The following is a 25345-nucleotide window of genomic DNA, read 5'->3' as shown; positions in this document are numbered from 1 at the left end:
AAGCACACGACGCATAGCGCGACACTGCAGCGAGAGACAGGGGCGCACCGTCTGCTGGCACACAGACGACGGAAATCGCCCACCGTGCAACGGCTTTTCCAGGTGGCAAGGAGGCGGGATGGCAAGGACGACACTCACCATCAGCAGTAAAACGTATTCATCGTGGTCTCTGCGCGGCTGGCTGCTGGTGCGCTTCGCGGGACTGGAATTCGAGGAGGTGCTGGTGCCCCCCGATGATGCCGCGGCGCGCGCGGAAATCCTGCTGCTGTCGCCCTCGATTCTCGTTCCCCGCCTGCTGCACCAGGGGGTGACCGTGTGGGATACGCTGGCTATTGCCGAGTATCTCAACGAGGTCCGCCCGAAGGCCGGCCTGCTGCCCGACGACCGTGCCGCGCGCGCGCATTGCCGCGCCATCTGCGGCGAGATGCACTCGGGCTTCGCCGCCATGCGCGCGGCGTTGCCCATGAACTTGAAGGGGCACTTTCCAGGCTTCAAGGTGTGGTCGCGCGCGCAGGCCGATATCGACCGCATCGCACAGATCTGGACCGAGTGCCTGACGCAATACGGCGGCCCGTATCTGTTTGGCGCAACGCGCACCATGGCCGATGCGATGTACGCGCCGGTGGTGACGCGCTTCGTGACCTATGGCGTGATGCTGGATCCGGCGCCGGTTGAATACTGCAAGCAGATCCTGGCCATGCCGGAGCTGCAGGAATGGATCGCCGCGGCGAAGAAAGAACCCGACGAAATCAGCGAACTCGAAGTGGAGTTCTGACCGTCTTGCCAGGACAAAGAAGAGAAAGAAGCGGGCGCATCGCGGCGTTCAAGGCTGCGGTGCGCCCTTTCTCCTTTCACGCCGCCGCGGACTCGCTGGCGCGCGCCGCGATAAATCGCTCGGCGTAGGCGAAATACCAGTCCAGCGTTTCCGGGTTGGCCATGGCGTCGCGGTTGGCGATCTTGTCTGGCGCGTGGCCCAGCAGCAGCTTCTTGATGGGCACTTCCATCTTCTTGCCTGACAGCGTGCGCGGCACGCCGGGCACTTGCAGGATCTCGTTGGGCACATGGCGTGAGGACAGCGCGCTGCGGATGCGTGCGCGCATGGTGTCGCGCAAGGCATCGTCCAGGACCATGCCCTCGCGCAGCACCACGAACAGCGGCATATACGAGTCGCGCCCCAGGTATTCGAGGTCCACCACCATGCTGTCGAGCACTTCCGGCAAGTCCTCCACCACGCGGTACAGCTCGCTGGTGCCCATGCGGATGCCGTGCCGGTTGATGGTCGCGTCCGAGCGGCCGTAGATGATGGCGCCGCCGTGCGCGGTGATCTTGATCCAGTCACCGTGGCGCCACACGCCGGGATAGGTGTCGAAGTAGCTGTCGCGGTAACGCTGCCCGTTAGTGTCGCCCCATAGGAACAGCGGCATCGACGGCATCGGCGCCGTGCAGACCAGCTCGCCCACCTCACCCACCAGCGCATTGCCCGCTTCGTCGAAGGCTTCGACTTTGGCGCCCAGGCAGCGGCACTGCATCTCGCCCGAGTAGACCGGCAGGATCGGGCAGCCTGCCACGAACGAGCCGGCGAAGTCGGTGCCGCCGCTCATCGGCGCAAGCCAGATGTCCGCGCTCACGTGGCGGTAGATCCAGTCATAGGCCTCGGCCGGCAGCGGCGAGCCGGTCGAACCGAGCGCGCGCAGCCGGGATAGGTCGGCCACGCGCGCGGGCTCGATCCCTGCCTTCATGCCGGCCGTGAAGAACGCCGCGCCCGCGCCAAAGGCGGTGACGCGCGCGGCATCCACGAAGCGCCACAGCACGCCGGCGTCGGGCCAGGCGGGATTGCCGTCGTAGAGCGCGATGGTGCTGCCCAGCAGCAGCCCCGCGATCTGCGCGTTCCACATGATCCAGCCACTGCTGCTGTACCAGTGGAAGACGTCGTCCGGCCCGAGGTTATTGTGAAACGCCATCAGCTTGAGCTGCTCGATGACGATGCCGCCGTGGCCGTGCACGATGGGCTTGGGCATGCCGGTGGTGCCGGAGGAGTAAACGATCCACAGCGGGTGGTCGAATGGCACGGATTCGATCGCCAGCGGTACGCGATGCGCCAGCACCGCCTGCCAGGCATGGCGGCGCACGTTGGCGGGAAGCGCGATGGCGTTGGGGGCGGCATGCGCATCGGTGTGCTCGCCCGGCACCAGTACCAGGTCGGTGAGCGAGGGCAGGGCGGCGGCCAGGTCGGCCAGCACTGGCGCCCGATCGTAGGCCTTGCCGCCATATCGGTAGCCATCGACGGCGATCAGCACCTTGGGTTCGATCTGGCGGAAACGGTCGCTTACCGCCACCTGGCCCATGTCGGGCGCGCAGCCCGACCAGATCGCGCCAAGGCTGGCGGTGGCCAGGAAGGCGACGACCGTGGCGGGGATGTTCGGCAGGTAGCCCGCCACGCGATCGCCGCGCGCCACGCCCATGCCGCGCAAGGCATGGGCCAGCGAGGCAACCTGCTGCTCCAGCACATCCCAGCTCAGGTCGGTGACCGCGATGGACTCACCGGCGTAGCGGATGGCCGTGCGCTCGCGCGCGGCGCCGCTGCCGGCATGGCGGAACACTTGCTGCACGTAGTTCAGGCTGGCGCCTTCGAACCAGCGCGCGCCGGGCATCTGCGCGCTGCCGAGCACGCGCTCGGCAGGGGTATCGAAGCGCAGGTCGAAATAGGCGCGGATGGCGTCCCAGAAGGCTTCCAGGTCGGTCACCGACCATTGCCACAGCGCGCCGTAGTCGGCAAAGGCGAGGCCGCGCTCGCTCTCCAGCCAGCGCATGAAGTGCGCAATGCGGCTGCCGTCGCGAAACGCCTGCGACGGCGTCCATCTCAGTTGCCCTTCTTCAAGGGTTGTCATGTCTCCTCCTCGGGTCCGTCTCGCGCGGACGTGCGGATGGGTTGCGATGCGGTTTTGGTGTGATCTTACATGCCGGCCGCCATCACGCTTTGGCGCGGGCCTCGAACAAGGCGTCCCACATGCCGTCGACCCGGGCTTTGACCGCGGCATCCATCTGGATCGGACGGCCCCATTCGCGGGTGGTCTCGCCGGGCCATTTGTCGGTGGCATCGATGCCCATCTTCGAGCCCAGCCCCGACACCGGCGAGGCAAAGTCGAGATAGTCGATCGGCGTGTTTTCCACCAGCACGGTGTCGCGCGCGGGATCGACGCGGGTGGTGATGGCCCAGATCACTTCCTTCCAGTCGCGCACGTCGACATCGTCGTCCACCACCACGATGAACTTCGTATACATGAACTGGCGCAGGAAGCTCCAGACGCCGAACATCACACGCTTGGCGTGGCCGGCGTACTGCTTCTTCATGCGCACCACGGCCATGCGGTAGCTGCAGCCCTCCGGCGGCAGGTAGAAGTCGGTGATCTCCGGGAACTGCTTTTGCAGCAGCGGCACGAACACTTCATTGAGCGCCACGCCAAGCACCGCAGGCTCATCGGGCGGCTTGCCGGTATAGGTGGAGTGGTAGATCGGATCGCGCCGCATGGTGATGCGGTCGATGGTAAAGACGGGGAACCAGTCCTGCTCGTTGTAATAGCCGGTGTGGTCGCCGTACGGGCCTTCCAGCGCATGCTGGTAGCCGGACGGGTGATCCGGGTCGTGCTGGATGTGGCCTTCCAGCACGATCTCGGCTGAGGCCGGCACGCTCAGCTCGGACAGCGTCGGCGTGATGCAGCCGGCCAGCGCGGTGCGGCTGCCGCGCAGCAGGCCCGCGAACTGGTATTCCGACAGGGTGTCGGGCACCGGGGTGACGGCGCCGAGGATGGTGGCAGGGTCCGCGCCCAGCGCCACCGCGATCGGAAACGGCTTGCCGGGGTTGGCCAGCGCGTGCTCGCGGAAATCCAGTGCGCCGCCGCGATGCGCCAGCCAGCGCATGATGACCTGATTGCGACTGATCACCTGCTGGCGGTAGATGCCAAGGTTCTGGCGCTTCTTGTGCGGACCCTTGGTGATCACCAGGCCCCAGGTGATCAGCGGCGCCGCGTCTTCCGGCCAGCACGTCTGGATCGGCAGGCGCGCCAGATCCACGTCGTTGCCTTCCCACACCACCTCCTGGCAGGCCGGACTGCCCACGCGCTTGGGCGCCATGTCCCACACCGATTTGACGAGGGTGAACAGCTTGCCGGCTTCGCGCAGGCCGCGGGGTGGTTCGGGCTCCTTGAGCGCGGACAGAACGCGGCCGATGTCGCGCAGGTCGGCCATGCTTTCGGCACCCATGCCGAGGGCTACTCTGCGTGTCGTGCCGAACAGATTGGCCAGTACGGGCACGCTATAAGTCTGACCAGGCCGATGGGGATCGCTCGGGTTTTCGAACACGACTGCCGGTCCTCCCGCTCTCAACAGCCTGTCGCAAATTTCGGTCATTTCGAGGTTGGGCGACACCGGCGCACCGATCCGTTTCAGTTCGCCAAGGCCTTCCAGCTGGCCTAGGAAATCGCGCAAGTCGTTGTATTTCATGATTTATTCGATTGAGGCGCAGGCACGTTAGCGCACCTGTCCACGCAAGTTGTGTGAGGCAAGATTCACATGAATGCGATGGGGCACAAAAAAATCGTCCCAATTTGCATGTCCAAATTGTAAATTTTTTGACTCTGCCGCGGTCGGCAAGGATGGCCTCCATGCTTTGCCAGTACTGAGTTTCAACCAATGGAGGGGGCACGGAAGTGCGTCAAAGACCCTTGTTACATATAACCAAAAGCTTTGTTTATCGAAAACGTTATTCTTGACGATGTATAAAAGGGTTCCTACAATCCGGTTCTGCTCGTTGGAGTGTTGCGGTGCAGCACATTTTCTTCTGCCCTGTCAAGGGGATTAGTGGGGAATTATCCATATCTGATCATATGAGCGGATGCGTCTGAGCAGGACGGATTCGATCGATCGCCCCGGCCGTGGCCGGGTGCTTTGAGTAGTTCGCGGCAGGGCAGGCTCCCCCAAGAGCCTACCCTGTTTCTCGTTGGGCGCATGGGGAGCGCCCACCAACAGGTGCTGGACGTCTTTGCTGGGCGGCGCGGCATCCTTACTTGAATACGCGGTCAACGGGCGTGCGGCGCAGCAGCGCGGCACGAAGCGGACAGCGGATGGAGGTAAGTATGAGTGGTTGGAAAACCCTTCATCTTCCCGGAGTCGGGCGGGCATTGCAGGTCCGTTTCAGACACCCGGTACCCGGAGTGAGTCGGGCATTGCAGGTCCGCCTTGCGCATCCGGTCGCTGGCCGCGCTTTACGCAGCGGTCGCGCAACATTGAAATATGCCCTGAACAGTCTCGGGGTTGTGTCTGTAGTCGCCGCGGTATCGCTGTCTGTCAGCCAGGAATGGCGTACGGCCCTGGCCGGTGCGCTGGCTGGCGAGCAAGCGCCTGCGGTATTGGTGGAGGCGGCAGTACCAGCCTCCACGGCCGATGTGGCCGCGGCCAAGCTGGGCCTGACGATGGCGCAATCCAAGCCGGCAGGATTGCCGACCGTGTCCGGCACGGACGACTGGGGCCAGCAGCCCGCGGGCAAGGTGCCTTCCGTGGCTCACCTGGCCGCGCAGATCCCGGCACAGCGCGTGGCGCTGGATGCACGTAACCCGGCCACGCTGGGCAGCGCGCGTGAGCAGGCTGTGGTGGCTGAGTACATCGCGCGCAAGTATCGTGTGGCAGCGCAGGCCACCGCACAACTGGTCAAGGCCGCATACCTGACGGGGCGCGAGGTCGGCATCGATCCGCTGCTGATCCTGGGCGTGATCGCGATCGAGTCCAGCTTCAATCCGTACGCGGAGAGCGGCGTGGGCGCACAGGGCCTGATGCAGGTGATGACCAAGGTCCATCAGGACAAGTACGAGGCCGTGGGCGGCGTGGCAGCCGCGCTGAACCCGTACGCCAACATCAAGATCGGTGCGCTGGTGCTCAAGGACTGTATTGCCCGCGCCGGTTCGCTGGAAGGCGGCCTGAAGTATTACGTGGGTGCGGCGACCACCAACACCGATGGCGGCTATGGCGCCAAGGTGCTGGCAGAGCGTGCCCGCCTGCGCCAACTGCCGGGCGTGCACAGCGTCGCGGCTGAGCAGGTGTCGTCCAAGCCGGAAGTGGCGGTGGATGCCAAGGCACAGGCCGAGCGTCATCGCGGCACGGCTGGCGACAAGCTGGAAGCGGCAGGCAACGTTCCGAAAAGCGCCTGATCCCGGGATCCTCGTATCTCGGCAGCAACGAAAAAAGCACCCTCCGGGGTGCTTTTTTCGTTGCAGTGACCGGCACTGGCCGGCGTTCAGGCGAAGAACTTGCCCAGGCGCGCCATGGCCTCCTCAATGTTCTCCATCGAGGTTGCGTAGGATATCCGGATATAGTCGCTCGCCGTGTACGGACCGAAGTCCTGGCCCGGCACCAGCACCACGCCGGCATCGTGCAGCATGGCCTGGGTCAGGGCATCGGCATCGCCGGCGGACGGGTGATTGACGCCACGGCAGTCCGCATACACATAGAAGGCGCCATCCGGCTTGACCGGCACCCGCAGGCCCAGCGACTCCAGCGCAGGCACGATGGCATCGCGGCGACGGTGGAATTCCGCCTTGCGCGCGTCGTAGATCGCCAGCGCCTCGGGGGAGAAGCAGGCCAGCGCGGCGTGCTGGGCGACGGCTGACGCGCAGATGAAGAGGTTCTGCGCCACTTTCTCGAAGGCGCCTACCAGTTCGTCCGGGACCACCAGCCAGCCCAGGCGCCAGCCGGTCATATTGAAGTACTTGGAGAAGCTGTTGACGGTGATCACGTCGTCGTCGAGGCTCAGCGCCGATACCGGCGGTGCATCGTACGACAGCCCCTGGTAGATCTCATCGACGATGGCAAAGCCCTGGCGGGTCCGCACGGCCTTCAGGATGCGCGCCAGTTCGTCCGGCAGGATCGAGGTGCCGGTGGGGTTGGAGGGCGACGCCAGCAGCACGCCGCGGGTCTGCTCGCCCCAATGTGTCTCCACCTGCTGCGCCGTGAGCTGGAAGCGCTGGGCCGGGCCGCTCGGAATCATCTTCGCGCGGCCGTCGAAGGCGGCAACGAAATGCCGGTTGCAGGGGTAGCTGGGGTCAGGCATCAGCACCTCTGCGCCAATCTCCACCAGCACGGCGCAGGCCAGCAGCAACGCGGCCGAGGCGCCGGCTGTCACCACCACGCGGCGCGCAGGGATGTCGATCCCGTACATGGTCTTGTAATAGCCGGCGATGGCCTCGCGCAGCGGCGCGATGCCCAGCGCGCTGGTGTACTGGGTGACGCCGCGGCGCATGGCGGCCTCGGCGGCCCGCACCACGGGCTCGGCGGCGGTGAAATCGGGCTCGCCGATCCCCATGTGGATGATGTGGCGCCCGGCACGCTCGAGTTCGGCGGCCTGCTTGGCCAGCTCCATCACGTGGAAGGCATCGATATTGGCAAGACGGGAGGCAGTGGCGAGGCGCTGCAGATCCATGGTGGGATAGGCTTGGTGAGCCTGATAGGTGGGTTGAGGGAGGTTAGGCCGCAGTTAAGTAACAGTTAAGTGGGGTTTGGCCGCGGTAGAAGTAAAAACACCCGCCGGAGCGGGTGTCGGTACGGCAAGCATGGCACCGTGAACGGCGCCGGTTGCCGTTGTTCAGCGTCGGGCGGCCAGTTCGGGCGCGCGCACTTTGGCGGCCAGCTTGTCCAGCACGCCATTGACGTACTTGTAGCCTTCGACGCCGCCGAAGGTCTTGGTCAATTCCACGGCTTCGTTGATGACAACCTTGTACGGGATGTCCACGCAGTGGATCAGCTCGTAGCTGCCGATCAGCAGGGCCGCGCGCTCGACCGGCGACAGCTCGCTCACCGGGCGGTCCAGGAACGGCTCGAAGGCGCCCGTCAGCCGGATTTCCTCGCGGATCGCGCCATTGAGCAGTGCATCGAAGTGCTCACGGTCAGCCTTGTTGAAGCCTTGGGCGTCGTGCAGGTGGGCCTGGATCGCATCGGTATCGTTGCGGTTCAGCAGCCACTGGTACAGGCCCTGCAGCGCGAGTTCGCGCGAGCGGCGGCGCGCGCTCTTGGGCGCTGCCTTGGGCTCGGCCTTGGCGACGGGCTTGGCGCCGGCGTCGTCCGCCGGCTTGCCGGCGGGGTTGCTGCTCTCGGGCGCGTCACTCATCGTCGTCCTCGTCTTCATCCGCTTCCTGGCTGCGCAGCGAATCCAGCGCGGAGACCAGGTTGGCCATTTCCACCGCGGCGCGGGCGCAGTCGCGGCCCTTCTCGCGGGTACGGGCATGGGCCTGGGCGTCGGTGTCGACGGTCAGGATGCCGTTGGCGATGGGCACATTGAAGTCCAGGCCAACGCGGCTGATGCCAGCGCCCGATTCATTCGACACCAGTTCGAAGTGATAGGTCTCGCCGCGCACGACCGCGCCCAGCGCGACCAGCGCATCGAACTGGCCGCTTTCAGCCATTTTTTGCAATGCCAGCGGGATTTCGAGTGCGCCCGGCACGGTCACCACCAGGGTGTCCTCGCCTTCGATGCCCAGCTTTTCCAGTTCGGCGACGCAGGCTTCGAGCAGTTCGGCGCAAACCGGTTCGTTGAAGCGCGCTTGCACGATGCCGATGCGCAGGCCTTCACCGTCGAGGTTGCTGGGGTAGAAACCGTGATCCATCTTATCTTCTCCTGGGTTCGGGGTGGCAGCCAGCGATAGGCACGCGGCCGCCGTGTATCCGGTAGTTCAGTTAGCCTGGCCGCCGCTCATGGGCTGGTAGCCAGTCACTTCAAGGTCATAGCCGGTCATGCTCGGCATTTTCAGTGGGGACGCCAGCACGCGCATCTTGCCCACGCCGAGATCCTTGAGGATCTGGGCGCCGGTGCCGTAGGTGCGCAGGTCCGGCTTCACGCGCGGGCGGTTTTGCGGCGCGTCGAGCGCCGAGAACTGCGTGAACAGCTGTTCAGCCGTGTCGCCGCAGTTCAGCAGCACCATCACGCCATGTTCGGACTGCGCAATGGCCTCGAGCGCGGCGGGCACGCTCCAGGAGTGCGTGGTACGCGACACTTCCAGCAGGTCCAGCGTGGAAAGCGGCTCGTGCACGCGCACCAGCGTTTCGCGATCAGCCTGGGGGTTACCCTTGACCAGCGCCAGGTGGGCGCGGCCGCTCGGCTTGTCGCGATAGATGATGCTGTGGAACGTGCCATATGGCGTTTGCATGGTGCGCTCGCCGGCGCGCTCGATGATGCTCTCGGTGCGGCTGCGGTAGTGGATCAGGTCGGCAATGGTGCCGATCTTGATGTCATGCTCTTGCGCGAACTCGATCAGGTCCGGCAGGCGCGCCATGGTGCCGTCGTCCTTCATGATCTCGCAGATCACCGCAGCCGGTGTCAGGCCGGCCAGGGCGCCCAGGTCGCATCCGGCCTCGGTATGGCCGGCGCGGATCAGCACGCCACCGGGCTGGGCCGTCAACGGGAAAATATGGCCGGGCTGGACCAGATCGGCGGCACGGGCATCCTTGGCTACCGCAGCTTGCACGGTACGGGCCCGGTCGGCCGCCGAGATGCCGGTCGTGACGCCTTCGGCTGCCTCGATCGACACCGTGAAGTTGGTGCCGTGCACCGTGCCGTTGCGGCTCACCATGGGTTGCAGCTCGAGCTGGCGGCAGCGTTCGGCGGTCAACGTCAGGCAGATGAGGCCCCGGCCGTACTTGGCCATGAAGTTGATCGCCTCCGGTGTGACGAAATCGGCAGCCAGGACCAGGTCACCCTCGTTCTCGCGGTCTTCCTCGTCAACCAAGATGACCATGCGGCCGGCACGGATTTCGGCAATGATTTCTTCTGTACGGGCGATTGTCATAGCTTGCAGGCTGGGAAGCTGGCTGAGGTTTGGGCTGGAATTCTGGCTGAATTTCGGGCGGGATGGCTTGCTGGCCGGCTGCCGCTTCGGGGTATACCGGCTGGCCGCGGCAGCGGTCTGGCCCAATATTGTACGTCAACCAGGCACCGCAGGGCGCGCGGCGCCAGCAGGGCCAATGCAGATGGCCCTGCGTGCGGCGGCGGACGACGGGAAGTCAGGTGGCCTTGGCGGGTCGCCTGGGTGCCGAAAAGACGCGTGTCAGGCGGGTTTTGGCGCGCTCAACATGCGCTCCACGTACCGCGCGATCAGGTCGATTTCCAGGTTCACGCGCGCGCCGGGCTTCAGGTCTTGCAGCGTGGTGACCTCGATCGTGTGGGGGATCAGGTTGATCGAGAACGTGCAGCCATCGTCGTCGTCGATGACCTTGTTGACCGTCAGCGACACGCCATTGACCACCACTGACCCCTTGTAGGCCAGGTAGCGTCCCAGCTCGCGCGGGGCGCGCACGCGCAGTTCATGCGACTCGCCCACCGGCGCGAAGTGGGTGACTTCGCCAAGCCCGTCGACATGGCCCGAGACCAGGTGGCCGCCGAGGCGGTCGGCCAGGGTCAGCGCCTTTTCCAGGTTGACCCGACCGGGCTTGTCCAGGCCAGCAGTCTTGTCGAGCGATTCGCGGGAGACATCGACGTCGAAGGCGTCGCCATCCAGCGCGATGACCGTCATGCAGGCACCCTGGATGGCGATGCTGTCGCCAAGGATGACATCGGACAGGTCCAGCCCGTTGGCACGGATGCGCAGGCGCACACCGGCATCGGCTGCGGCTTCGCTGCTGCCCAGCGGGGATACGGTTTCGATGCGGCCGACGGCCGCGACAATGCCAGTGAACATGATCGGTGCTTGATGCAATGGGAAAACACGCATGCTAGCAGGTGCGCAGCGGATTCGTTTTGCGCGCGGCTTGCCGTCAGGCGATCAGACGTGATCGGCGCGGCGCGCGATCAGGCGCAGGTCTTCGCCGATCATGCGCACGTCGTGCCAGCGGAAGGCCGCGGCGTCCTGCAGCCGCGCCAGGGGGGGCAAGTGGAACATGCCTTGTGCGTCGCCCAGCAGCTTGGGCGCGAGGTAGATCAGCAACTCGTCTGCGCAATGCTCGCGGATCAGCGATCCGTTAAGCTTGAAGCCGGCTTCCACGTGCAGCTCGTTGATGCCGCGTCGGCCGAGTTCTTCCAGCATGTGGCGCAACTCCACCTTGCCGTGCGGATTGGGCAGCACCACCACTTCCGCGCCGCGTGCTTCCAGGGCGCGACGGCGCGCGGTATCGTCAAAGGCGCAGAACACCAGCACGGGCTTGGCAAAGTCGCCGGTGTCCGGCGTCAGCAGGCGCGCGTCCAGGGGAATTTCCAGCCGGGAATCCACCACCACGCGCTGAGGCTGGCGCGGCGTGTCCACGGCACGCACATTGAGCTGCGGGTTGTCGTCGCGCACGGTGCCGATGCCGGTCAGGATAGCGCTGGCGCGCGCGCGCCAGGCGTGACCGTCGTCGCGCGCCGCCTGGCCGGTAATCCACTGGCTGCTGCCGTCGTGCAGCGCAGTGCCGCCGTCGAGCGAGGCGGCCACCTTGACACGCACCCAGGGCAGGCCGCGCGTCATCCGGTTGACAAAGCCGATGTTGAGCTCGCGTGCTTCTTTTTCGAGCAGGCCGCAGCGTACGTCCACACCGGCTTCGCGCAGCCGCTGCAAGCCACGGCCCGAAACCGTCGGGTTCGGGTCCTCCATGGCGGCCACCACGCGCGCGATGCCGGCGCGCACGAGCGCGTCCGCGCAGGGCGGCGTCCGGCCAAAATGGCTGCAGGGCTCGAGCGTGACAAAGGCCGTGGCGCCCTTGGGATCGTTCCCCCGCGCCGCGGCATCCTTGAGTGCCTGGATCTCGGCGTGATCCTGCCCGGCGGGTTGGGTGAAGCCCTGGCCGATGATCTTGCCATCCTTGGACAAAACGCAGCCAACGCGCGGGTTGGGCGTGGTGGTGTACATGCCACGCTCGGCGAGCGCGAGAGCCTGTGCCATGGCTGCGTGGTCGGTATCGGAGAACATGAGGCCTGGTGCTTCCTGCCGCGCGGGCGGTGAGTTGGATATGGTTACAGTCATCAGGTGTCAGGGCGGCCCGGACTGTGCGAGGCCGTCGCAATCGGCATCCTGCCCCGGCGTGCACAAGCGGACGCGGCCGTGGGCGCCGAGCCTTAGCTGCCGCTGTTCGCCCCGGCAGGTCACGGTGAAGGTGGCGGCGAGAAACCCGCCTTGCTCTGAGCGAGAGTATCCCACAGCTGTCATGCGCAGCGTATTGCTGCCTTGCGCGGTCGAGCGCAGGGCGATGCGCAGGCAGGCATCGCGCAGTTCGACGACAGCAAGCAATCCGGCATTGTCCTGGCCCGGCTGGTCCCCCGGCTCCAGTGCCAGCCGCCAGCCGTGGTCCAGCGACGAAGCCCCCGGCAAGGGCGTCAGTACCACGTCGGATCGCCGCGCTACGGCGGCTGAGCGCGCCACCGCCAGCGAGCCGGCCAAGCGGTCTGCCGCCAGCATCACCTGCTGGCGCGCCTGCAGGCGCTGCCACGACGGGAAAGCCAGCGCCGCCAGGATGGCCAGCACAGCCACGCAGGTGAGGAGTTCGGCAAGCGTTGCGCCGCGACGCGAATGCCGGTGCCAATTCCGGTGCCAGAGCCGACGCACGACCGCCTCAGCACGCCCGGGGCAGCGGCACCGGCTCCGCGGCAAAGGCGGGCTGGGAAAGCCACTCGCCGGTGCTGCGCAGAATCAGCGTGCCGCATGACGCATCCGGCGTCTGCGGCACGGCGCGCAGTTCCACGCAATGCGCGAGCCCGCTGCCCGGGCAGGCACTGGCATTGATCCAGTGACGCGGGCGCGCCGCCTGGGCGGGCACCGACCGCGGCCATTTGCCGGCAGCCGTCGCGCCGCCTGGCTGGGCGGCGAAGGTCATGGTGGCGAGCGCGTGGCGCTCCAGGTCCAGCATCAAGCCGATCAGCGCGCTGCGCGCCTCGGCTCGCCTGCCGCGTTCCATATGCTGGTGCCAGGCAGGTATCACCATTGCCATAAGGATTGCGCAGACGGTCAGCGTGATCAGCAACTCGAGCAGGGTGAAGCCGGCTGGGCGGTGACAAGGTGTCATGGATGGGGTCCGGGATGCGGTGGCGTAGTTGGCGGTGGGTTGGTCTGGAAGGCGTGTCCGAGTCTCACGGCGACCCGGAGCCGATCAGTTCGCGCCAGCTGAGGCGGCCGGTGCGGCGGCTGGCGACGGTGCGGCTCAGTGGCACGGCGCTTCCTTTCTCCAAGGACCAGAGCGTGAGGGTCACGTCCTCACGCGACGTGACGCCCGGTTGCGGCGCAGGCTGTGGTGGTAGTGCCGCGCGTTCGAGAACGACGGTCGCCGTGGCGCTGGCCCCGAACCCGGTTGCTACATGAGTGAGAGGCCCGCCAGCCTGCGCGCTGGCAGTGGATTCGCCGCTCAGGGCGTGGATCAGGTACGCGCGCTGGCGTGCGTCGGGCGTTCGGGTGACAAAGCCGAGGTAGCCCGGGTCGGCGGGGAGAAGCCGTTCCAGGCGCTCGCCGGGATTGGGAAGAGGCAAGTACCAGCCAGCGGTGGATGCTGGTCGGCCTCGAATATCCGGCGCGTGAGCCTGCCGGCGCAGCACCACGCCGCCTCCTTGAGGCTGGGCCACAATACGCGCGCCGCCGTGACTTGGGCTACCTGCGTGCGCGAGAGCCGTGCTGTCGAAGACCGCACTGACATGGGTACCGTTTCCGTAAACCACCAGGTGGCCGCCGGCGGCGCTGATCAGGGCGGGGGGCACGATTGCGCGCGACGAAGGCGCTGGGTTGTCCATTCGGTAGATGCAGTCGACGCCTCGGCCGCTATCGCGCCATGGCATCGCACCGCGCAAGTCGAAACGCCAGAGCCCGCCGGCGGCATCCACCGCATACGCCGCCAGGGCCACGCCGGAAGTATCTGGCAGGATGCTCGCGGCAAGCAGCGCGGGGTTGGGTCCTGCGCTCTCGCAACCGCCGGCCGGCAGGAGCAGCTGCTGTATCGCATGACGTCCTTGCCACGGCGCGTGCGTGGGTTTGTCCAGGGGCAGGATGGCGATGCCGGCCCGTTGCCCCGGCGGATCGCGATGCGGCAACCCTCGGTGGGCTTGGCGACCTTCCGATGCGCCCAGCGTCACCATGGCGTACCAGCGCGGGCCTTCATGCGTGGAGAGCGCCAATGCGCGGACGGGGCCCGATGGGGCCAGCGGCAGCGTGTCGGAAGCCTTGGCCTCCCAGAGTGGTCCTACTGGTGGCCGCGCCGTTGCATTCGTGATGTCGAGGGCGAAAACGCCTGCCTGTGGGTCGGCTGCGTTCGCCGGAAGGCCACACAGCAGCACGGTGCGCCAGCGGCCGGGTTCGAGTGAGACGTCGGCAGCCTCGGGGTGGGGGCAGGGCGTGGGGCCCTGTTTTCGCATTGGGCGCGGTTGGTAAGCGAGTACTTCGTCGCCGGACATCGCATTGAACGCGCGTAGGGTGCCATCACGCATGCCCAGCCAGGCCAGCGCAGCGCGCGCGCCGTGCTCAACGACGAACGCCGCGTGGCCCGGCCAGCCGGGTATCCACTTGGGAGGCGGTACCAGGAAAGGTGGCGTGCTTCCCGCGCCCGGTGCCGTGCCAGCAAACAGCAGTCCGGCGGCGAGCGCAATCAGCGACTTGTGGTGCCGGGTGAAGTGCGTCATGGCTGGAACTCGCTCTGTAGCAAGCTGCGTACCGCCGCGTCGCGTCCGAGCCCAAGCGCAGTAATGCGAAAACGCAGCCGTTGCCCCGTGCCCGGCGTGTAGGACGATCCCAGCCATTCGCCAGGGGGGCGTTCATGCATCAGCTCGGCAACGTACCGCGGCATGGCGCCCGCGCCAGCCGCGCCGGGTGGCAGGGCCGGCAGGGTAACGCCGCTGAAGGTGCCCATCGCGATGCCGGTGGTCTCATCCGGCCGGCGCGAATCGAGCCAATTCAGCCATGGCGGCGGCCTGCCCGGAGCGGGCCGGCAAAGTCCCCGCTGCGTGCCGGCGCCGCATTGGCCCGGCGGTGGCCAAGCAGCAAGGCGGCTATCTACTCCGGACGCGCCGTTGCCGAGCGCCGCCTTCAATTCCGCTTCCGCGTCGAGCAATGCCGTCTCGGCCGCGCGAAAGGCGATCTCCTGTTCGAGCTGGTAAGTGACCACTTGCCTGCTGGCGAGCAGAAATTGAAGGCCAGCCAGGGTTGTGGCTGCCACAAGCAGCAGCATCGTGGCCGTCAGCAGGAGCGTGGTGCTCCCTTCGGCCCGGTTACCGCGCCGCAGGCAAGGCGCAACCGTGGCGCTCAGCATAGTGTCTGCCTGCAGGGCCAGGTATTGCGCAGGCGCACGGATGCCGAGAACACCCGGCGCATCAAGGCAGGCCGGTCATGCGGCGAGAAGAAGAGGTCGTCGGCATGGAGGCCTGCGCCGGCATGCGCGCCCGGTGGGAACAAGGTAAGCACGGCCGGCGCTGCCGCCAGCGCCAGTGGGCGCTCACCGCGCAGCACCAGTGCCATCTGCACCACCAGTACCTCGCGCCAGGCCGCGTCGCCCCTGGCGCGCAGTTCCTCGGCGCGCAGGAACGCGTCGGCCTTGCCATCGCCATCGGTATCGATGCCGTATCGCAACTGCATGGCCTCCACGCCACGCACCAGGGCGCCCGAAGTCCAGCTTCCCTCCAGCACCCGCCCGTCGCGCCGGCTGGCATAGCGGCACAACAGCTGTGGCTCGCCATCCGCGCCGATGGCGATATAGATCAGGCTCTCCCCCGCATAAGCGCGGGCTGCGCCACCGGCCGATCCGCCGACGCTCACCGCCGGCAACGCATATCCGCTGCAATCGATCATGGTCTGGTCCGGCAGCGTCGGATCCTGCGCGCGCCCGCTGCCACCGAATCGCACCAGCAGCGCATCACTGCCATTGACGCCGCGGCGCGTGCAGGTAGGCAGCGCGGCAACGCCCGGCTGGCCGCAATCGTCTCGCCCTGACAGCGCCGGTGGGGCATTGGCCGGCAAGACCGCGCCAACCGGTTGCCAGCCGCTATGCCGGACCAGGTGGGAGAGGATCGCGAGCGCCCGCTGGCCGCGTTCTTCCAGCAGCACGAGATCGACGGCGGTGCGGTAAGCGACCTGGACGGCATGGAACGCGGACACAGCCAGCGCGCTGACCAGCAGGCCGAGCGCCAGGCCGACCATCAGTTCGATCAACGAGAACCCTTGTGGGCGACGAGCCCTCATGGCCGGATCCAGAGGACAACGACGCGCAGCGCGGCCGCATCCTGCGCGCCACCGGCGCGTCTCGACCAAGCCAGGGACAGCGGCCCGACCACCGCCAGCCTTGATCCCGGCGAGCACCCGCTGTCCTCCGCCGAAGCAAGCGCCTGGCACAGCTGGAGGTCATTCGGGCCAATGCCGCGCGCCTGAAGGGGCGACAACGCGAGGGCCGGATCCCCCATTTCTGCTAATTCCGCGGCGGCCCGTGTGGCGTGGCCAAGCGCCTCATAGCCGCGCAGCGTGCCAAGCGCGAACGGCGCCAGCGCAGCAAGCGGCAGCAGGCCGACGCCGAGGACAGCGAGGGCGGTGAGGGATTCGATGAGGATGAAGCCGCGAGGCGGGGAGGGGAGTCCCCGCTTTGCGGATGATGGGTGAGGCGGTCGTCCGGTTCCCAGCGGCATGGCAATCTCGCATCAAAGACGGGATGCCAGAAGATAGCCAGGATGGTGCGCCGCAAATGTTCCGAATTGTAGAGCTTGACTGAGGAGAAATCTCAAAAGGGCCGGGGGGTATCTTCCGGTTATTGACCTCGACCTCGACCTCGAAGCCGCCAACCCGCCAACCCTTTTCCTGCATGATCTGGTGCCTCACCAGCACTGTGACTGTGTACCCGTGCCGCTGGCAGTCTTGGTGTTTTGGTAGTCGACGGACAGCACTCCACACAGCGTGTCCTGTCCGACCGGCGTCGCGTTGACGGTATAGCTCACCGCGATGCCGTTGACGCCAGGGACAACCGCAATGGTGTAGGCGCTACCCGCGGCGTTATCCCCAGAGAAAGCGCTCGCACCCAGGGCAGAGAGATCTTGCGTATAGGCATTGTTCACCGTGTAGTAGCGCTCGAGCGCGCCCTGCGTCTTCAGCAGGGCGGCCTTGCCTTCGGTTCGCTTCGCACGCAGCACGTACTGCGTGTAGTTCGGGATGGCGATCGCCGTCAGGATCCCGACGATGGCCACAACGGCCATCACCTCCATCAGCGTAAAGCCCCGAGCGGGTGTTCGCGCCACACATATTGTTTTCATGGCGATATTCCTCATGATCTTGATGCTACATGGCGAGGTCAATGCAGGATCTCCCGCCAGGACAGCCGCCCCGTCTGGCTCGACGCGCTCTCTCCGACGGTCTCCTGGTTGCCCGTGGTGCCGGTCATGAACTTGCATTCCTTGCTCGTCCCGCATTTTGTGACCGTGGGCGCCGGTGTAATGCCGACGGTGGATTTCCGTCCGCCAACCGGGACGTTGCCATTGGCGCCGTCGTTGAGGAAATCGGCGGAAGAGAAGGTGTGATCGTTGTTTACGTCGAATGGTGTGACCGTCAGGCGCCCGCCGGATAGCGATGCGAGTTCCATCAGCCAGCTGGTTCCCCCGCTGTCACAGGAGTTTGCTGACGGAATCAGCGTCGTGAAGATGATACGGTCTCCACGCGCCAGTGGGCTGTAGACCACCCGCTCGCCCTGGATGCCGGAAGCGGGCGACACCAGGTCAAGATACCAGCCTTGCTTGCCGTTGGCGGCATAGAGGACCTGGTTCTGGCTCACCATGCGATAAGTGTAGCCGTAGGCATCGACTTCCCGGTTGATGGTCTGCGCTACCAGCGAACTGCGGGCGACCGTGCTCAAAGTGGGGGTGTTCTGATCCCAGATGCCGTAGAAAGTCTGCGTCGACATATTCGCTGGGTCAGTGGTGTCGACATAGCGGCCCGTGCCGAACAGCACGACATAGCCGCCCGCGGGGTTGCGCGTGACATCCACGGACGATGTGATCGGCTGCCGGGTACCGTTGGCGTCGGTAGCGATGAACAGCGGCGTGTTCGCGGTTTGCAGGCCCCAGGCAGAAGCCGTGGTGCTCTTCATGTTGAACTTCCACAAGTTGCCAAGCAGGTCGCCGGCGTAGATGAAATCGGTAGTGCCATCGCCGTCGACGTCAGCGGGGAACGGTTGCGAAAGCCCGTTCGGCGTGGAGACCGAGCCGGCACCCGTGGCCAGCTTCAGATAGTCGGTACCCAGCACCCACTTCTTCGAGCCTGTGGGCCTGTCAAGAAACACGACGTACAAGTACGCTTTGCCTGCGGCGCTGTTGTAGCCGTTGCCGAAGATCGCCGCCCACTTGCCATTCGCCATCTTGATGATCGAGGGCTGCCCGAAGGTATAGCCCAGGTCCGCATCGACGTTGTTGGTGAACTCCCACAGGACGGTCGAGGCGGCCGTGCCCTCGCTGATGCTCTCCGGGTTGGTCACATCCAATGCGTAGATGCCCGCGCCGCCGCCGCCGAGCCCGCCCACCAGCACAGTCTTCCAGTTGCCATTGACCTTGGCATCCGTCACCGCAGGCGTGCCGTCGACATAGTAAGCGTGCGTGTAGCCAAGGTCGCTGAGCCCGGGCAGATTGCCGTATAGCGCGGAAGGCACGTAGGCAAACAACTCCGTACCGGCGTCACTGCCGCTCCCGCTCGTGATCGGATTCGCGGAGAACGCATGCAGCATGCCGTCGTTGGCGCCGACATAGAGCATGGGCTTGCGGCTTTTCTTGCCCAGGACGAAGGTGGCATAGTCGGCGTCCGCGTAGCCCGCATTGGGGCGGCCAACATACTGTGGACTGGAATTGACGATGTCGCCAAGGACCGAGTTGGGCCGGACGCGGAATTTGCCGGTTGCAGTCCCTTCATTGCTCTGGTCGCCGCGAATCCAGTTCAGGCGTGCGCTTCCTAGTGTGTCGCTGCGGTTAAGCGTGCTCTGATAGCTTGCCGGCAGGGTGCCCCAACGGAACGGAATCCCGGCATTTGCCGATGACGTGCCATCGTAAGTGAGGATGTTGCGAGCGGTTGCGTTGACCGCCTTCATTTTTGCGCCCGCATCCCACTGGGCAGGGTTGGTGACGACGCCGTTGGTGTCGACAGCGTATGCGAGCAATTGACCGGACCAGTCAGTGCCATTGAAGCGAGCCTGGTAGATCGTCGATCCGGTCGTGAGCGACGAGGAACTGGTCGCCACCGATGCCGCCGAAGAAGTCTGCAGGATCGACAGGAACGCGCGCTCCAGCGCGCTGCTGAGCGCGCCTGGGTTGGTGGCGTAGAAGTAGTTGTCCGGCAAGCCGTCGGAGCCGCCGCTGCCATCGGACAAGCGCACATCCCACTCGGAGACCTGGTCGGGTGTGCCCGAACCGTTCAGGTCCTTGAAGCCCCCCCATTTTGCTGCGTAGTAGAGCGGATCCATGAACTGCGAAGCCACCGACCCGCTGGCCGTGTAGCTGACGGTGGTCTGGGGATCGCCGAAGTTACACAGATTGCAGCCGCCCGATGTGTTGGTGGGCGCGCTCGAAGGCGTGACGGTGACAGGTGCCGGGTCGGTGTACTTGAAGTTGTAGATGCCCGAATGGAAGTGTGGGCCATCCTTGGTTGTGCCGGAGATGACATAGCCAAAGCCCTGGCCATTCGCCGACGAGCCAGAGACCACCTGGGTCGATACCTGGACTGTATTGCCCGTCACCGTATAGCTGAGGATGCCCCAGACATCCTGGTCATAATCGCCGCCGGCGACGGAATCTTCCCAGTTTACGTAGAACTTGCCGCTCGTGGCCGTCTGCGAAATGACCTTGAAGTCCACCAGTGTTCCGCTGCTGGCGTCCGCGGTTACCGAGTTGGGCGACTGCGGGTGCAACTGGTACGCAGGCATGATGGTGACGGTTTTGCCGCCCACATTCACGTTGATCTTGGGCGTGTTGGTGGCCAGCTGGACGGCGTAGGTCGTGACCTTGAGGGAGGTGGTATCGGCGGTTGGCACGCCCAGCGTTGCCGCCTGGCTGGTGGAGCGAATCCGGTTCATGTGCGCGTAGAGCGCAGCACCTGCGATCTGGAGGGTTCCCTTCTGCGAAGGACCTTCGGGGCAGATGCCAAGTACGTCGCTCAGCTTGGAGATTGTCTTGCCCGAACAGAGATTGTCGATCAGGCCGCCATTGATCCCACCCATGAACCAGCTACCGCCATTGATGCCCTCTCCGGCGCCGACTTTATCGGTCCACGTGCTGTTGGTGTCGGCTGTGTTCAGATCCGTGAAGCCGGCAAGTTGATCGTTGTCGTACGAAGAAACGCTTGAGTTGAACACCAGCGTGTTCAACGGCGTGCAGTAGGGCGCCTTGTTCGCGTTGCTGGACGGCAAGTCCATTGGATTCGCCCATGCGGGCGTGGTCAGATTCAGCGCCGCATCCTTGCTGCCGCTGCTTTTCGGTGTAAAGCTGGAATTCGCGGTCTTTCCTGCGAAATAGCGCAAGGACTCCAGGTAGATCTCGGAGATCGGATTGCCCCAGGTGGAGCAGTTGCCTTCGTTAGCTGGCTGGTTTTGCGATGTGGAACCACCGCTGGGTACGATGGAGGTCTGCTGATAGTTGCAACTGTCAGCATTGACGTAACTGCCGTCGCTGTAGCTGTAGCCGTATGGGCGCAGCTTGTTGACATTCCAGACGATACCTTTCACGGGAGAGCTCGCTGCGTACGTGAAGGTGCCATTGGTCGGATCGACCTCCTGGGAGAAATTCACCACGTTCTGGCGCAATACGCCGCCCGAGATGTTCTTGTCATACGTACCGGTCATCAGTCCGAACAACATCTGGCCGCTTTCACCGTATTTCTGGAGCAGGCCGAAGGGTTTGTAGGAAGACGAGCCATACTGCTTGCAGTTCTCGGTGCCGAGCAGGCCCGGCACGCAGACTTGCACGCGTGCGTTGAAGGTGCCGCTGCTTTCGCCAGTGCCGAGGGCGCGTGCCGCTTTCACCGGATTCTCTGCCGACGCATTGATGCCGGAAAGGGCTGCCCGGTTGCCGTTGGATGAGCCGGTCACGCTCGTACCGTTGATTTTGGTCAAGAAGGAGCTTTGCGTATTGTTTTGCTCCTCCGACCAGTTGCATTGCCATTTCTCGCTGGCGCCCCAAGTGGCGTAATTGCCGGAGACAACCCGCAATTGCGGCGCCTGCGTATTGCTCTGGGAGTTGACGTTGCTTGAATCCTTGGGGGTCACGTTGCAGATAGTGAGCCCGCCTCGGGTCAGGTTGGTCACCGCCCAACTGTTGTAGCTGCTTGCCGCGCCGCTGGGCTTGGAAACCCCATCTGGATAAACCGCAAGGCTGATGGTCTTGTTGCTGCTGGTATCCACGCTCATGACCCAGCCCGTCAGGGTCGTGTTGGCCGGCGCGGGTGAGTTGGCGGTCATGACAATCTGGTCGCCGATGCTGATGTTCGCGACCGAGCTGAGTTTGATGCCGGTGATGACATTGGCCGCGACGGTGACCGTGGTGCTCGACGTCAGCGTGGGCCCGGCCGCTTCCACCGTCAGCGGAACCAGTTTGCTGACATCGGAGCCGTTGTAGAACTTGGCCCATGCGTGCGCGTCCATCGGCAGGAAGGCACGTTCGAGCACCGTGGTGGTCGCGGTATCCGTGGAGCGGAAACCGCCGTACAAGATCTTGCGCACTTCGTCGATGCGGCTCATGCTTGCCCAGTTCAGGAAGTTGCCGCTCCAGGTGGAGCCGTTGCAGTACTTGTCGGCAGTGACGGCGGACGGCACGAAGGCATGCTGGGTGCTGCCATCGTAGGTGTAGCACTTGTACGAATCGAAGTAGCCGGCGTAGTCGATGCTGTTGGTATAGGTCGTGTCGAGCACGCCGTCACCATTCAGGTCGGTGTAGTCGTTGTAGGCCTTCTGATGCAGCGTATGGTCCTTGGACAGGTCGATCATCACCATGGGCGGCACATTGCCCCCTGCATAGAGGGGGCGCGTTGCCAAGCTCAGCTGCGCGGCGCATGCCGATGCGACGGCGAGGATGGCCGACGCGATGGCCAGCAACAACTGGAGGCCTGTGACGGGGCGGAAGCGGGCTTGCTGGGTCATGGTGCGCTCAACGAATGTTTAGGATGGTTGCGCAAAACGGCTCAGAACCGGACGACTTCCTGCACCATGACCTTGGTGTTTGGATTGGCTCCGTAACCAATGGCGGTCACGCGGAAGACATAGCGGGTGGCGCCGGCGCGCAGGCTGCCGTCGGCGATGTCCGGAAGGGATTCGATGATGTAGCGGGGTTGCTGTGACACGTTCCCCGCGGTCAACGCTGCTTGCTTGGTCATTTCGCCGAGCGTGACGGAGTGCGCGCCATCTTCGAGGTAGCGTTCCCATACTGGTTGTCCCGAGGTGGCCGGTATGCAGAAGCCCTTGAAGCTGTCGACATCGCAGGTGTCCGACGCGCCGGTGCGGCCGCTCAGGCCACGCGTTACGCTGATATCGGTGCGCGCATCGCGCAAGGCCGCTTCCGCCGCCTGCAGGGCGATGTTCTGGTCGCGGGAGTTTCGCGCCATGCGTTCGCCGGAAAGGCTGGTCAGGCTGGCTGACAATCCCAGCATCGTCAGGATCACGAGAAACAGAAGCACCACGATCAGTGACATGCCGCGTTGCGTGCGCACTGGTGCGCCGAGGAAGGTCATGGGACGGTCGGGTTGGTTGCTCATCTCTGGCCTAGTTCAAGCGGTTGCGGACTGCGATATAGAACGTGAAATGCTTGCGCAGGCGCCCGTCCACAGGCAGTTGCACGACACTGCCCGCATCGCTGGCGGGTGCCACATTGGCGGGCGCATAGGCGGTGCCGAAGTGATTCAATGTGGCCGAGACCGGCGCGGGGTTGCTCAGGCTGTCGCCGACCAGCACCACGGAAACCACCATCGCCCGGACATTGGCCATGACGGCGACACCCGGAGGCACATAGCGGTTGATCGCCTGGTCGCCATCGGTGTCCTCGCCCAGCAGTACCTGGAAGCGCTCCACGCCCGGGAATAGGGGGGTAGTGGTGCCATTCGCGGTGCACTGCAGCCATGGCATGCCGGATGCATCGTTGGCGATCGAGAACGTTTCCGCCTGCAGCACGATATTGCTGACACCTTTGCCGGTGCAGTCGACGATGGTGCCATCAGGGTTTGGCGTCGGCACGGACGCGGCGGCGGCCAGCGCGTCCGAACCGAAATAACGGAACGTCAATGTGTCGCTTGTGTTAGTGCCGGTGTCGTTGGTCGCGTCGATGGTGTTGGCGTTGGCAAAGGTGGTGCCTGCCGGGAAGTCGTTGTAACCGGCCTGGCGCACGTCGCGCTGGAGCAATTGAGCAATCGCGCGCGCGTTCTCCTGGATGCCGGCCAGGTCCGTGTGCGTGCCGTAGGACGCCCGCTGCGACAGGTAGAAGGACGAGATCACGATCAGCAGCAGCATGCTGATGACCAAGCCGACCATCAACTCGACGAGCGTAAAGCCGTGCGTGTGGCGCGCCAGTTCGCGGCTTGCCTTTCTCATGGTACGAACGCCGTGACAAAACGTTGATAGACCGGATTCTGGTTAGGCGGCGCCTTATCTTCCTGCCACCAGATCTTGATCGCGTAGGGGGCACCGCTTGCGTTGTCACACTGCGGACTGGCCGGCGTGCCATCGTCCGGCGTGCTGTCGATGCAGACTGTGCCGAGGCCGCCGGGCAACGTGGCCACCGTGTCGTCGAGCCAGGCCTTGTAGCTGCTTGCGGCCATCTGCGCTGGCGTGCACCCTGCGGTCGTGAAGCAGGCGACCGTGGTCAGGCCGACGGGCTGGTTGTAGGCACCCGCGGTCATCGCGGCCTCATTGCTGCGTATCTGGTCGGCAAGGTTGTAGGCCAGCACGGTCGCGACGTTGCGCATGGAGGCGGTACGGCCATCTACCAGTGTGCGCAACTGCAGGGTGGCCAGCGCCAGCACGCCAAATGACAGCACCACGATCGTCACCAGGGCTTCGATGAGCGTGAAGCCGGGAGCGGGGCGACGCCGGCAGTGGATGCGTTCTGGATGCGTGATCTTCATGGCATCAAGGGCAAGCGACTTGCTGCGAGGTGGGCTTACCGCTGCCCGTAAGCGAGACGCGTTGGCCGGCACTCGTCGATGATTTTTCGCAAAACTGCCAGGAGCCAAGCGAATCCGGTGCGCCCCAGGAGCGCAGACGGATGCTGGTGGCGCCGGTGCTCAGGCTACTGGCCACGATGACCATGGAACTGGCAGGCGGATCGCTTTTGCGGATTACCTCTTCGCCGTTGCTAATGATGTTGTCGCCATTGCTGTCGACAAAGACCACGCGGCGCTGGGTCCAGTCACTGATGCAGTTGGTGCCGTCGGCGGTGGGGCACACGGTGATCGTTGTATTGCGGCGTGCTGCTTCGCTGCGGGCGATCTCTACATCGCTGACCAGATTGGATGATTCCGTCGTCATCCTGCTGCGATGGATGAAGGCGCTGAAGTTTGGAACCGCTGCCGCGGCCAGGATGGCGAGAACCGAAAGCGCCACCATCAGCTCGATGAGGGTGAAGCCAGCTTGCCGAGTGGTGCGTAGCGCAGAGGGGAGGGAGGGGCGGTTGGCTGGGTGCCGGAGGGCGTAGGGGCATGAATAGATCAGCGCTGCCCATGCACTGCGCAGCGCTTTCCCCGGTGCCCACGATAGCCTGGCGCGCGCAAGCGCAACCAAGCCCGCTGCCGCAAGGCAGGAAGGCTGACCCATGTTCGACTCCCGTCCGAAAATTGTTTTTTTCTTGTTGGTGTATTTCGCCTCTCCGGGCGAGTCCACCGCACCTTCTGTTTCCACATTAGAAGGTAGTGCAGATTAAACAACTTTCGTTGGGAGTCTGCTACCCCTTCCGTGGGGTAGACGTCGAAAATTCATCCAGCATGTCGCGGAATTCCGACACGTCCTCAAAACTTCGATACACCGAAGCAAACCGGATGTAAGCAATCTTGTCCAACCGGCGCAGCTCGCGCATGACCAGCTCCCCGACCTGGCTGCTGGGGATCTCCTTCTCGCCGAGGGCGAGCAGTTTCTCTTCGATGCGGGTGATGGAGGCGTCGATGGCTTCGGCCGAGACCGGGCGCTTGCGCAGGGCGAGGCGCATCGAGTCTTTCAGCTTGTCGCGGGTATAGTCCGCGCGGGAGCCGTTTTTCTTGACGATGGCGGGGAAGAATAGTTCGATCCGCTCATAGGTGGTGAAGCGGCGGTCGCAGGATTCACAGCGGCGGCGGCGGCGCACCGTATCGCCTTCTTCCGACATGCGCGTGTCCAGGACCTGGGTGTTGGAGTGTGCGCAAAAAGGGCATTTCATGCCTGACCACCTCGAAGTATG

The 25345-nt window shown here is 64.9% G+C and carries 23 protein-coding genes; 2 read left to right on the top strand and 21 right to left on the bottom strand.

Translation table 11 applies throughout. The annotated features are described in order from the left end of the window. Nucleotides 1–118: 118 nt before the first annotated feature. A complete protein-coding gene (locus RR42_RS15600) occupies nt 119–775 on the top strand; it encodes a glutathione S-transferase family protein (RefSeq protein ID WP_006162908.1) in 657 nt (218 codons plus the stop codon). 76 nt (nt 776–851) lie between these two features. On the opposite strand, the gene RR42_RS15595 is transcribed toward RR42_RS15600, so the two are convergent. Then, nucleotides 852–2888, bottom strand: coding sequence for an acetoacetate--CoA ligase (locus RR42_RS15595; protein WP_043348591.1), 2037 nt, complete (start codon nt 2886–2888; stop codon nt 852–854). 82 nt (nt 2889–2970) lie between these two features. Then, nucleotides 2971–4500 (bottom strand): 4-hydroxy-3-polyprenylbenzoate decarboxylase, encoded by a 1530-nt coding sequence (gene ubiD / locus RR42_RS15590; RefSeq protein ID WP_043348588.1) that lies wholly within the window; start codon nt 4498–4500, stop codon nt 2971–2973. Between the two features lie 632 nt (nt 4501–5132). Here ubiD and RR42_RS15585 point away from each other — a divergent pair. Continuing rightward, nucleotides 5133–6200 (top strand): lytic transglycosylase domain-containing protein, encoded by a 1068-nt coding sequence (locus tag RR42_RS15585; RefSeq protein ID WP_043348584.1) that lies wholly within the window; start codon nt 5133–5135, stop codon nt 6198–6200. A gap of 86 nt (nt 6201–6286) precedes the next feature. Here RR42_RS15585 and RR42_RS15580 read toward each other — a convergent pair whose 3' ends face one another. From RR42_RS15580 to nrdR, 19 genes are all read right to left on the bottom strand, one after another. Continuing rightward, nucleotides 6287–7468: a pyridoxal phosphate-dependent aminotransferase gene (locus RR42_RS15580; RefSeq protein ID WP_043348581.1), complete on the bottom strand. Its 1182-nt coding sequence runs from the start codon at nt 7466–7468 to the stop codon at nt 6287–6289. Nucleotides 7469–7630: 162 nt separating this feature from the next. Next, the gene (nusB, locus tag RR42_RS15575) at nt 7631–8152 is read right to left on the bottom strand and encodes a transcription antitermination factor NusB (protein WP_043348579.1); all 522 of its coding nucleotides are present in this window, start codon (nt 8150–8152) and stop codon (nt 7631–7633) included. Then, the gene (gene ribH, locus RR42_RS15570; RefSeq protein WP_043348576.1) at nt 8145–8648 is read right to left on the bottom strand and encodes a 6,7-dimethyl-8-ribityllumazine synthase; all 504 of its coding nucleotides are present in this window, start codon (nt 8646–8648) and stop codon (nt 8145–8147) included. Before ribH ends, nusB begins: the two co-directional genes overlap by 8 nt. 66 nt (nt 8649–8714) lie before the next feature. Continuing rightward, a complete protein-coding gene (gene ribBA, locus RR42_RS15565; protein ID WP_043348572.1) occupies nt 8715–9827 on the bottom strand; it encodes a bifunctional 3,4-dihydroxy-2-butanone-4-phosphate synthase/GTP cyclohydrolase II in 1113 nt (370 codons plus the stop codon). Nucleotides 9828–10085: 258 nt separating this feature from the next. Further along, the gene (locus RR42_RS15560) at nt 10086–10715 is read right to left on the bottom strand and encodes a riboflavin synthase (protein WP_043348570.1); all 630 of its coding nucleotides are present in this window, start codon (nt 10713–10715) and stop codon (nt 10086–10088) included. An 84-nt stretch (nt 10716–10799) separates the two neighbouring features. Continuing rightward, nucleotides 10800–11918 carry a bifunctional diaminohydroxyphosphoribosylaminopyrimidine deaminase/5-amino-6-(5-phosphoribosylamino)uracil reductase RibD gene (ribD, locus tag RR42_RS15555; RefSeq protein WP_043348566.1) on the bottom strand — a complete coding sequence of 373 codons (1119 nt, stop codon included), beginning with the start codon at nt 11916–11918 and terminating at the stop codon, nt 10800–10802. A 60-nt stretch (nt 11919–11978) separates the two neighbouring features. After that, the gene (locus RR42_RS15550) at nt 11979–12476 is read right to left on the bottom strand and encodes a GspH/FimT family pseudopilin (RefSeq protein WP_236701920.1); all 498 of its coding nucleotides are present in this window, start codon (nt 12474–12476) and stop codon (nt 11979–11981) included. Between the two features lie 82 nt (nt 12477–12558). Further along, a complete protein-coding gene (locus tag RR42_RS15545; RefSeq protein ID WP_043348559.1) occupies nt 12559–13008 on the bottom strand; it encodes a type IV pilin protein in 450 nt (149 codons plus the stop codon). 64 nt (nt 13009–13072) lie between these two features. After that, a complete protein-coding gene (locus RR42_RS15540; RefSeq protein WP_052494651.1) occupies nt 13073–14605 on the bottom strand; it encodes a hypothetical protein in 1533 nt (510 codons plus the stop codon). Continuing rightward, complete coding sequence (locus RR42_RS15535) at nt 14602–15231, bottom strand: pilus assembly protein (RefSeq protein WP_052494650.1); 630 nt, start codon at nt 15229–15231, stop codon at nt 14602–14604. Before RR42_RS15535 ends, RR42_RS15540 begins: the two co-directional genes overlap by 4 nt. After that, nucleotides 15225–16157, bottom strand: coding sequence for a PilW family protein (locus tag RR42_RS15530; protein WP_043348556.1), 933 nt, complete (start codon nt 16155–16157; stop codon nt 15225–15227). The genes RR42_RS15535 and RR42_RS15530 overlap by 7 nt, the downstream gene beginning before the upstream one ends. Next, nucleotides 16154–16594, bottom strand: coding sequence for a type IV pilus modification PilV family protein (locus tag RR42_RS15525; protein WP_043348553.1), 441 nt, complete (start codon nt 16592–16594; stop codon nt 16154–16156). Before RR42_RS15525 ends, RR42_RS15530 begins: the two co-directional genes overlap by 4 nt. A gap of 186 nt (nt 16595–16780) precedes the next feature. Continuing rightward, a complete protein-coding gene (locus tag RR42_RS41490) occupies nt 16781–17212 on the bottom strand; it encodes a type IV pilin protein (RefSeq protein ID WP_043348550.1) in 432 nt (143 codons plus the stop codon). A 38-nt stretch (nt 17213–17250) separates the two neighbouring features. Continuing rightward, complete coding sequence (locus RR42_RS15515; protein ID WP_043348547.1) at nt 17251–22068, bottom strand: pilus assembly protein; 4818 nt, start codon at nt 22066–22068, stop codon at nt 17251–17253. A gap of 41 nt (nt 22069–22109) precedes the next feature. Beyond that, a complete protein-coding gene (locus tag RR42_RS15510) occupies nt 22110–22679 on the bottom strand; it encodes a pilus assembly PilX family protein (RefSeq protein WP_043348544.1) in 570 nt (189 codons plus the stop codon). 7 nt (nt 22680–22686) lie between these two features. Then, nucleotides 22687–23508, bottom strand: coding sequence for a PilW family protein (locus RR42_RS15505; RefSeq protein WP_043348542.1), 822 nt, complete (start codon nt 23506–23508; stop codon nt 22687–22689). Further along, entirely contained in the window at nt 23505–24041 is a 537-nt protein-coding gene (gene pilV / locus RR42_RS15500; protein WP_052494648.1) for a type IV pilus modification protein PilV, read from the bottom strand. Before pilV ends, RR42_RS15505 begins: the two co-directional genes overlap by 4 nt. 4 nt (nt 24042–24045) lie before the next feature. Next, nucleotides 24046–24813: a GspH/FimT family pseudopilin gene (locus RR42_RS37775; RefSeq protein WP_158408286.1), complete on the bottom strand. Its 768-nt coding sequence runs from the start codon at nt 24811–24813 to the stop codon at nt 24046–24048. Nucleotides 24814–24856: 43 nt separating this feature from the next. Next, nucleotides 24857–25324, bottom strand: a complete 468-nt coding sequence (gene nrdR / locus RR42_RS15490; RefSeq protein WP_043348539.1) for a transcriptional regulator NrdR — start codon at nt 25322–25324, stop codon at nt 24857–24859. Nucleotides 25325–25345 lie beyond the last annotated feature (21 nt).

The sequence above is a fragment of the Cupriavidus basilensis genome, from assembly GCF_000832305.1.
Lineage (GTDB): Bacteria > Pseudomonadota > Gammaproteobacteria > Burkholderiales > Burkholderiaceae > Cupriavidus > Cupriavidus basilensis_F.
The sequence above is the reverse complement of the archived record's forward strand: the minus strand, read 5'-3'. Positions and strand labels throughout refer to the sequence as shown.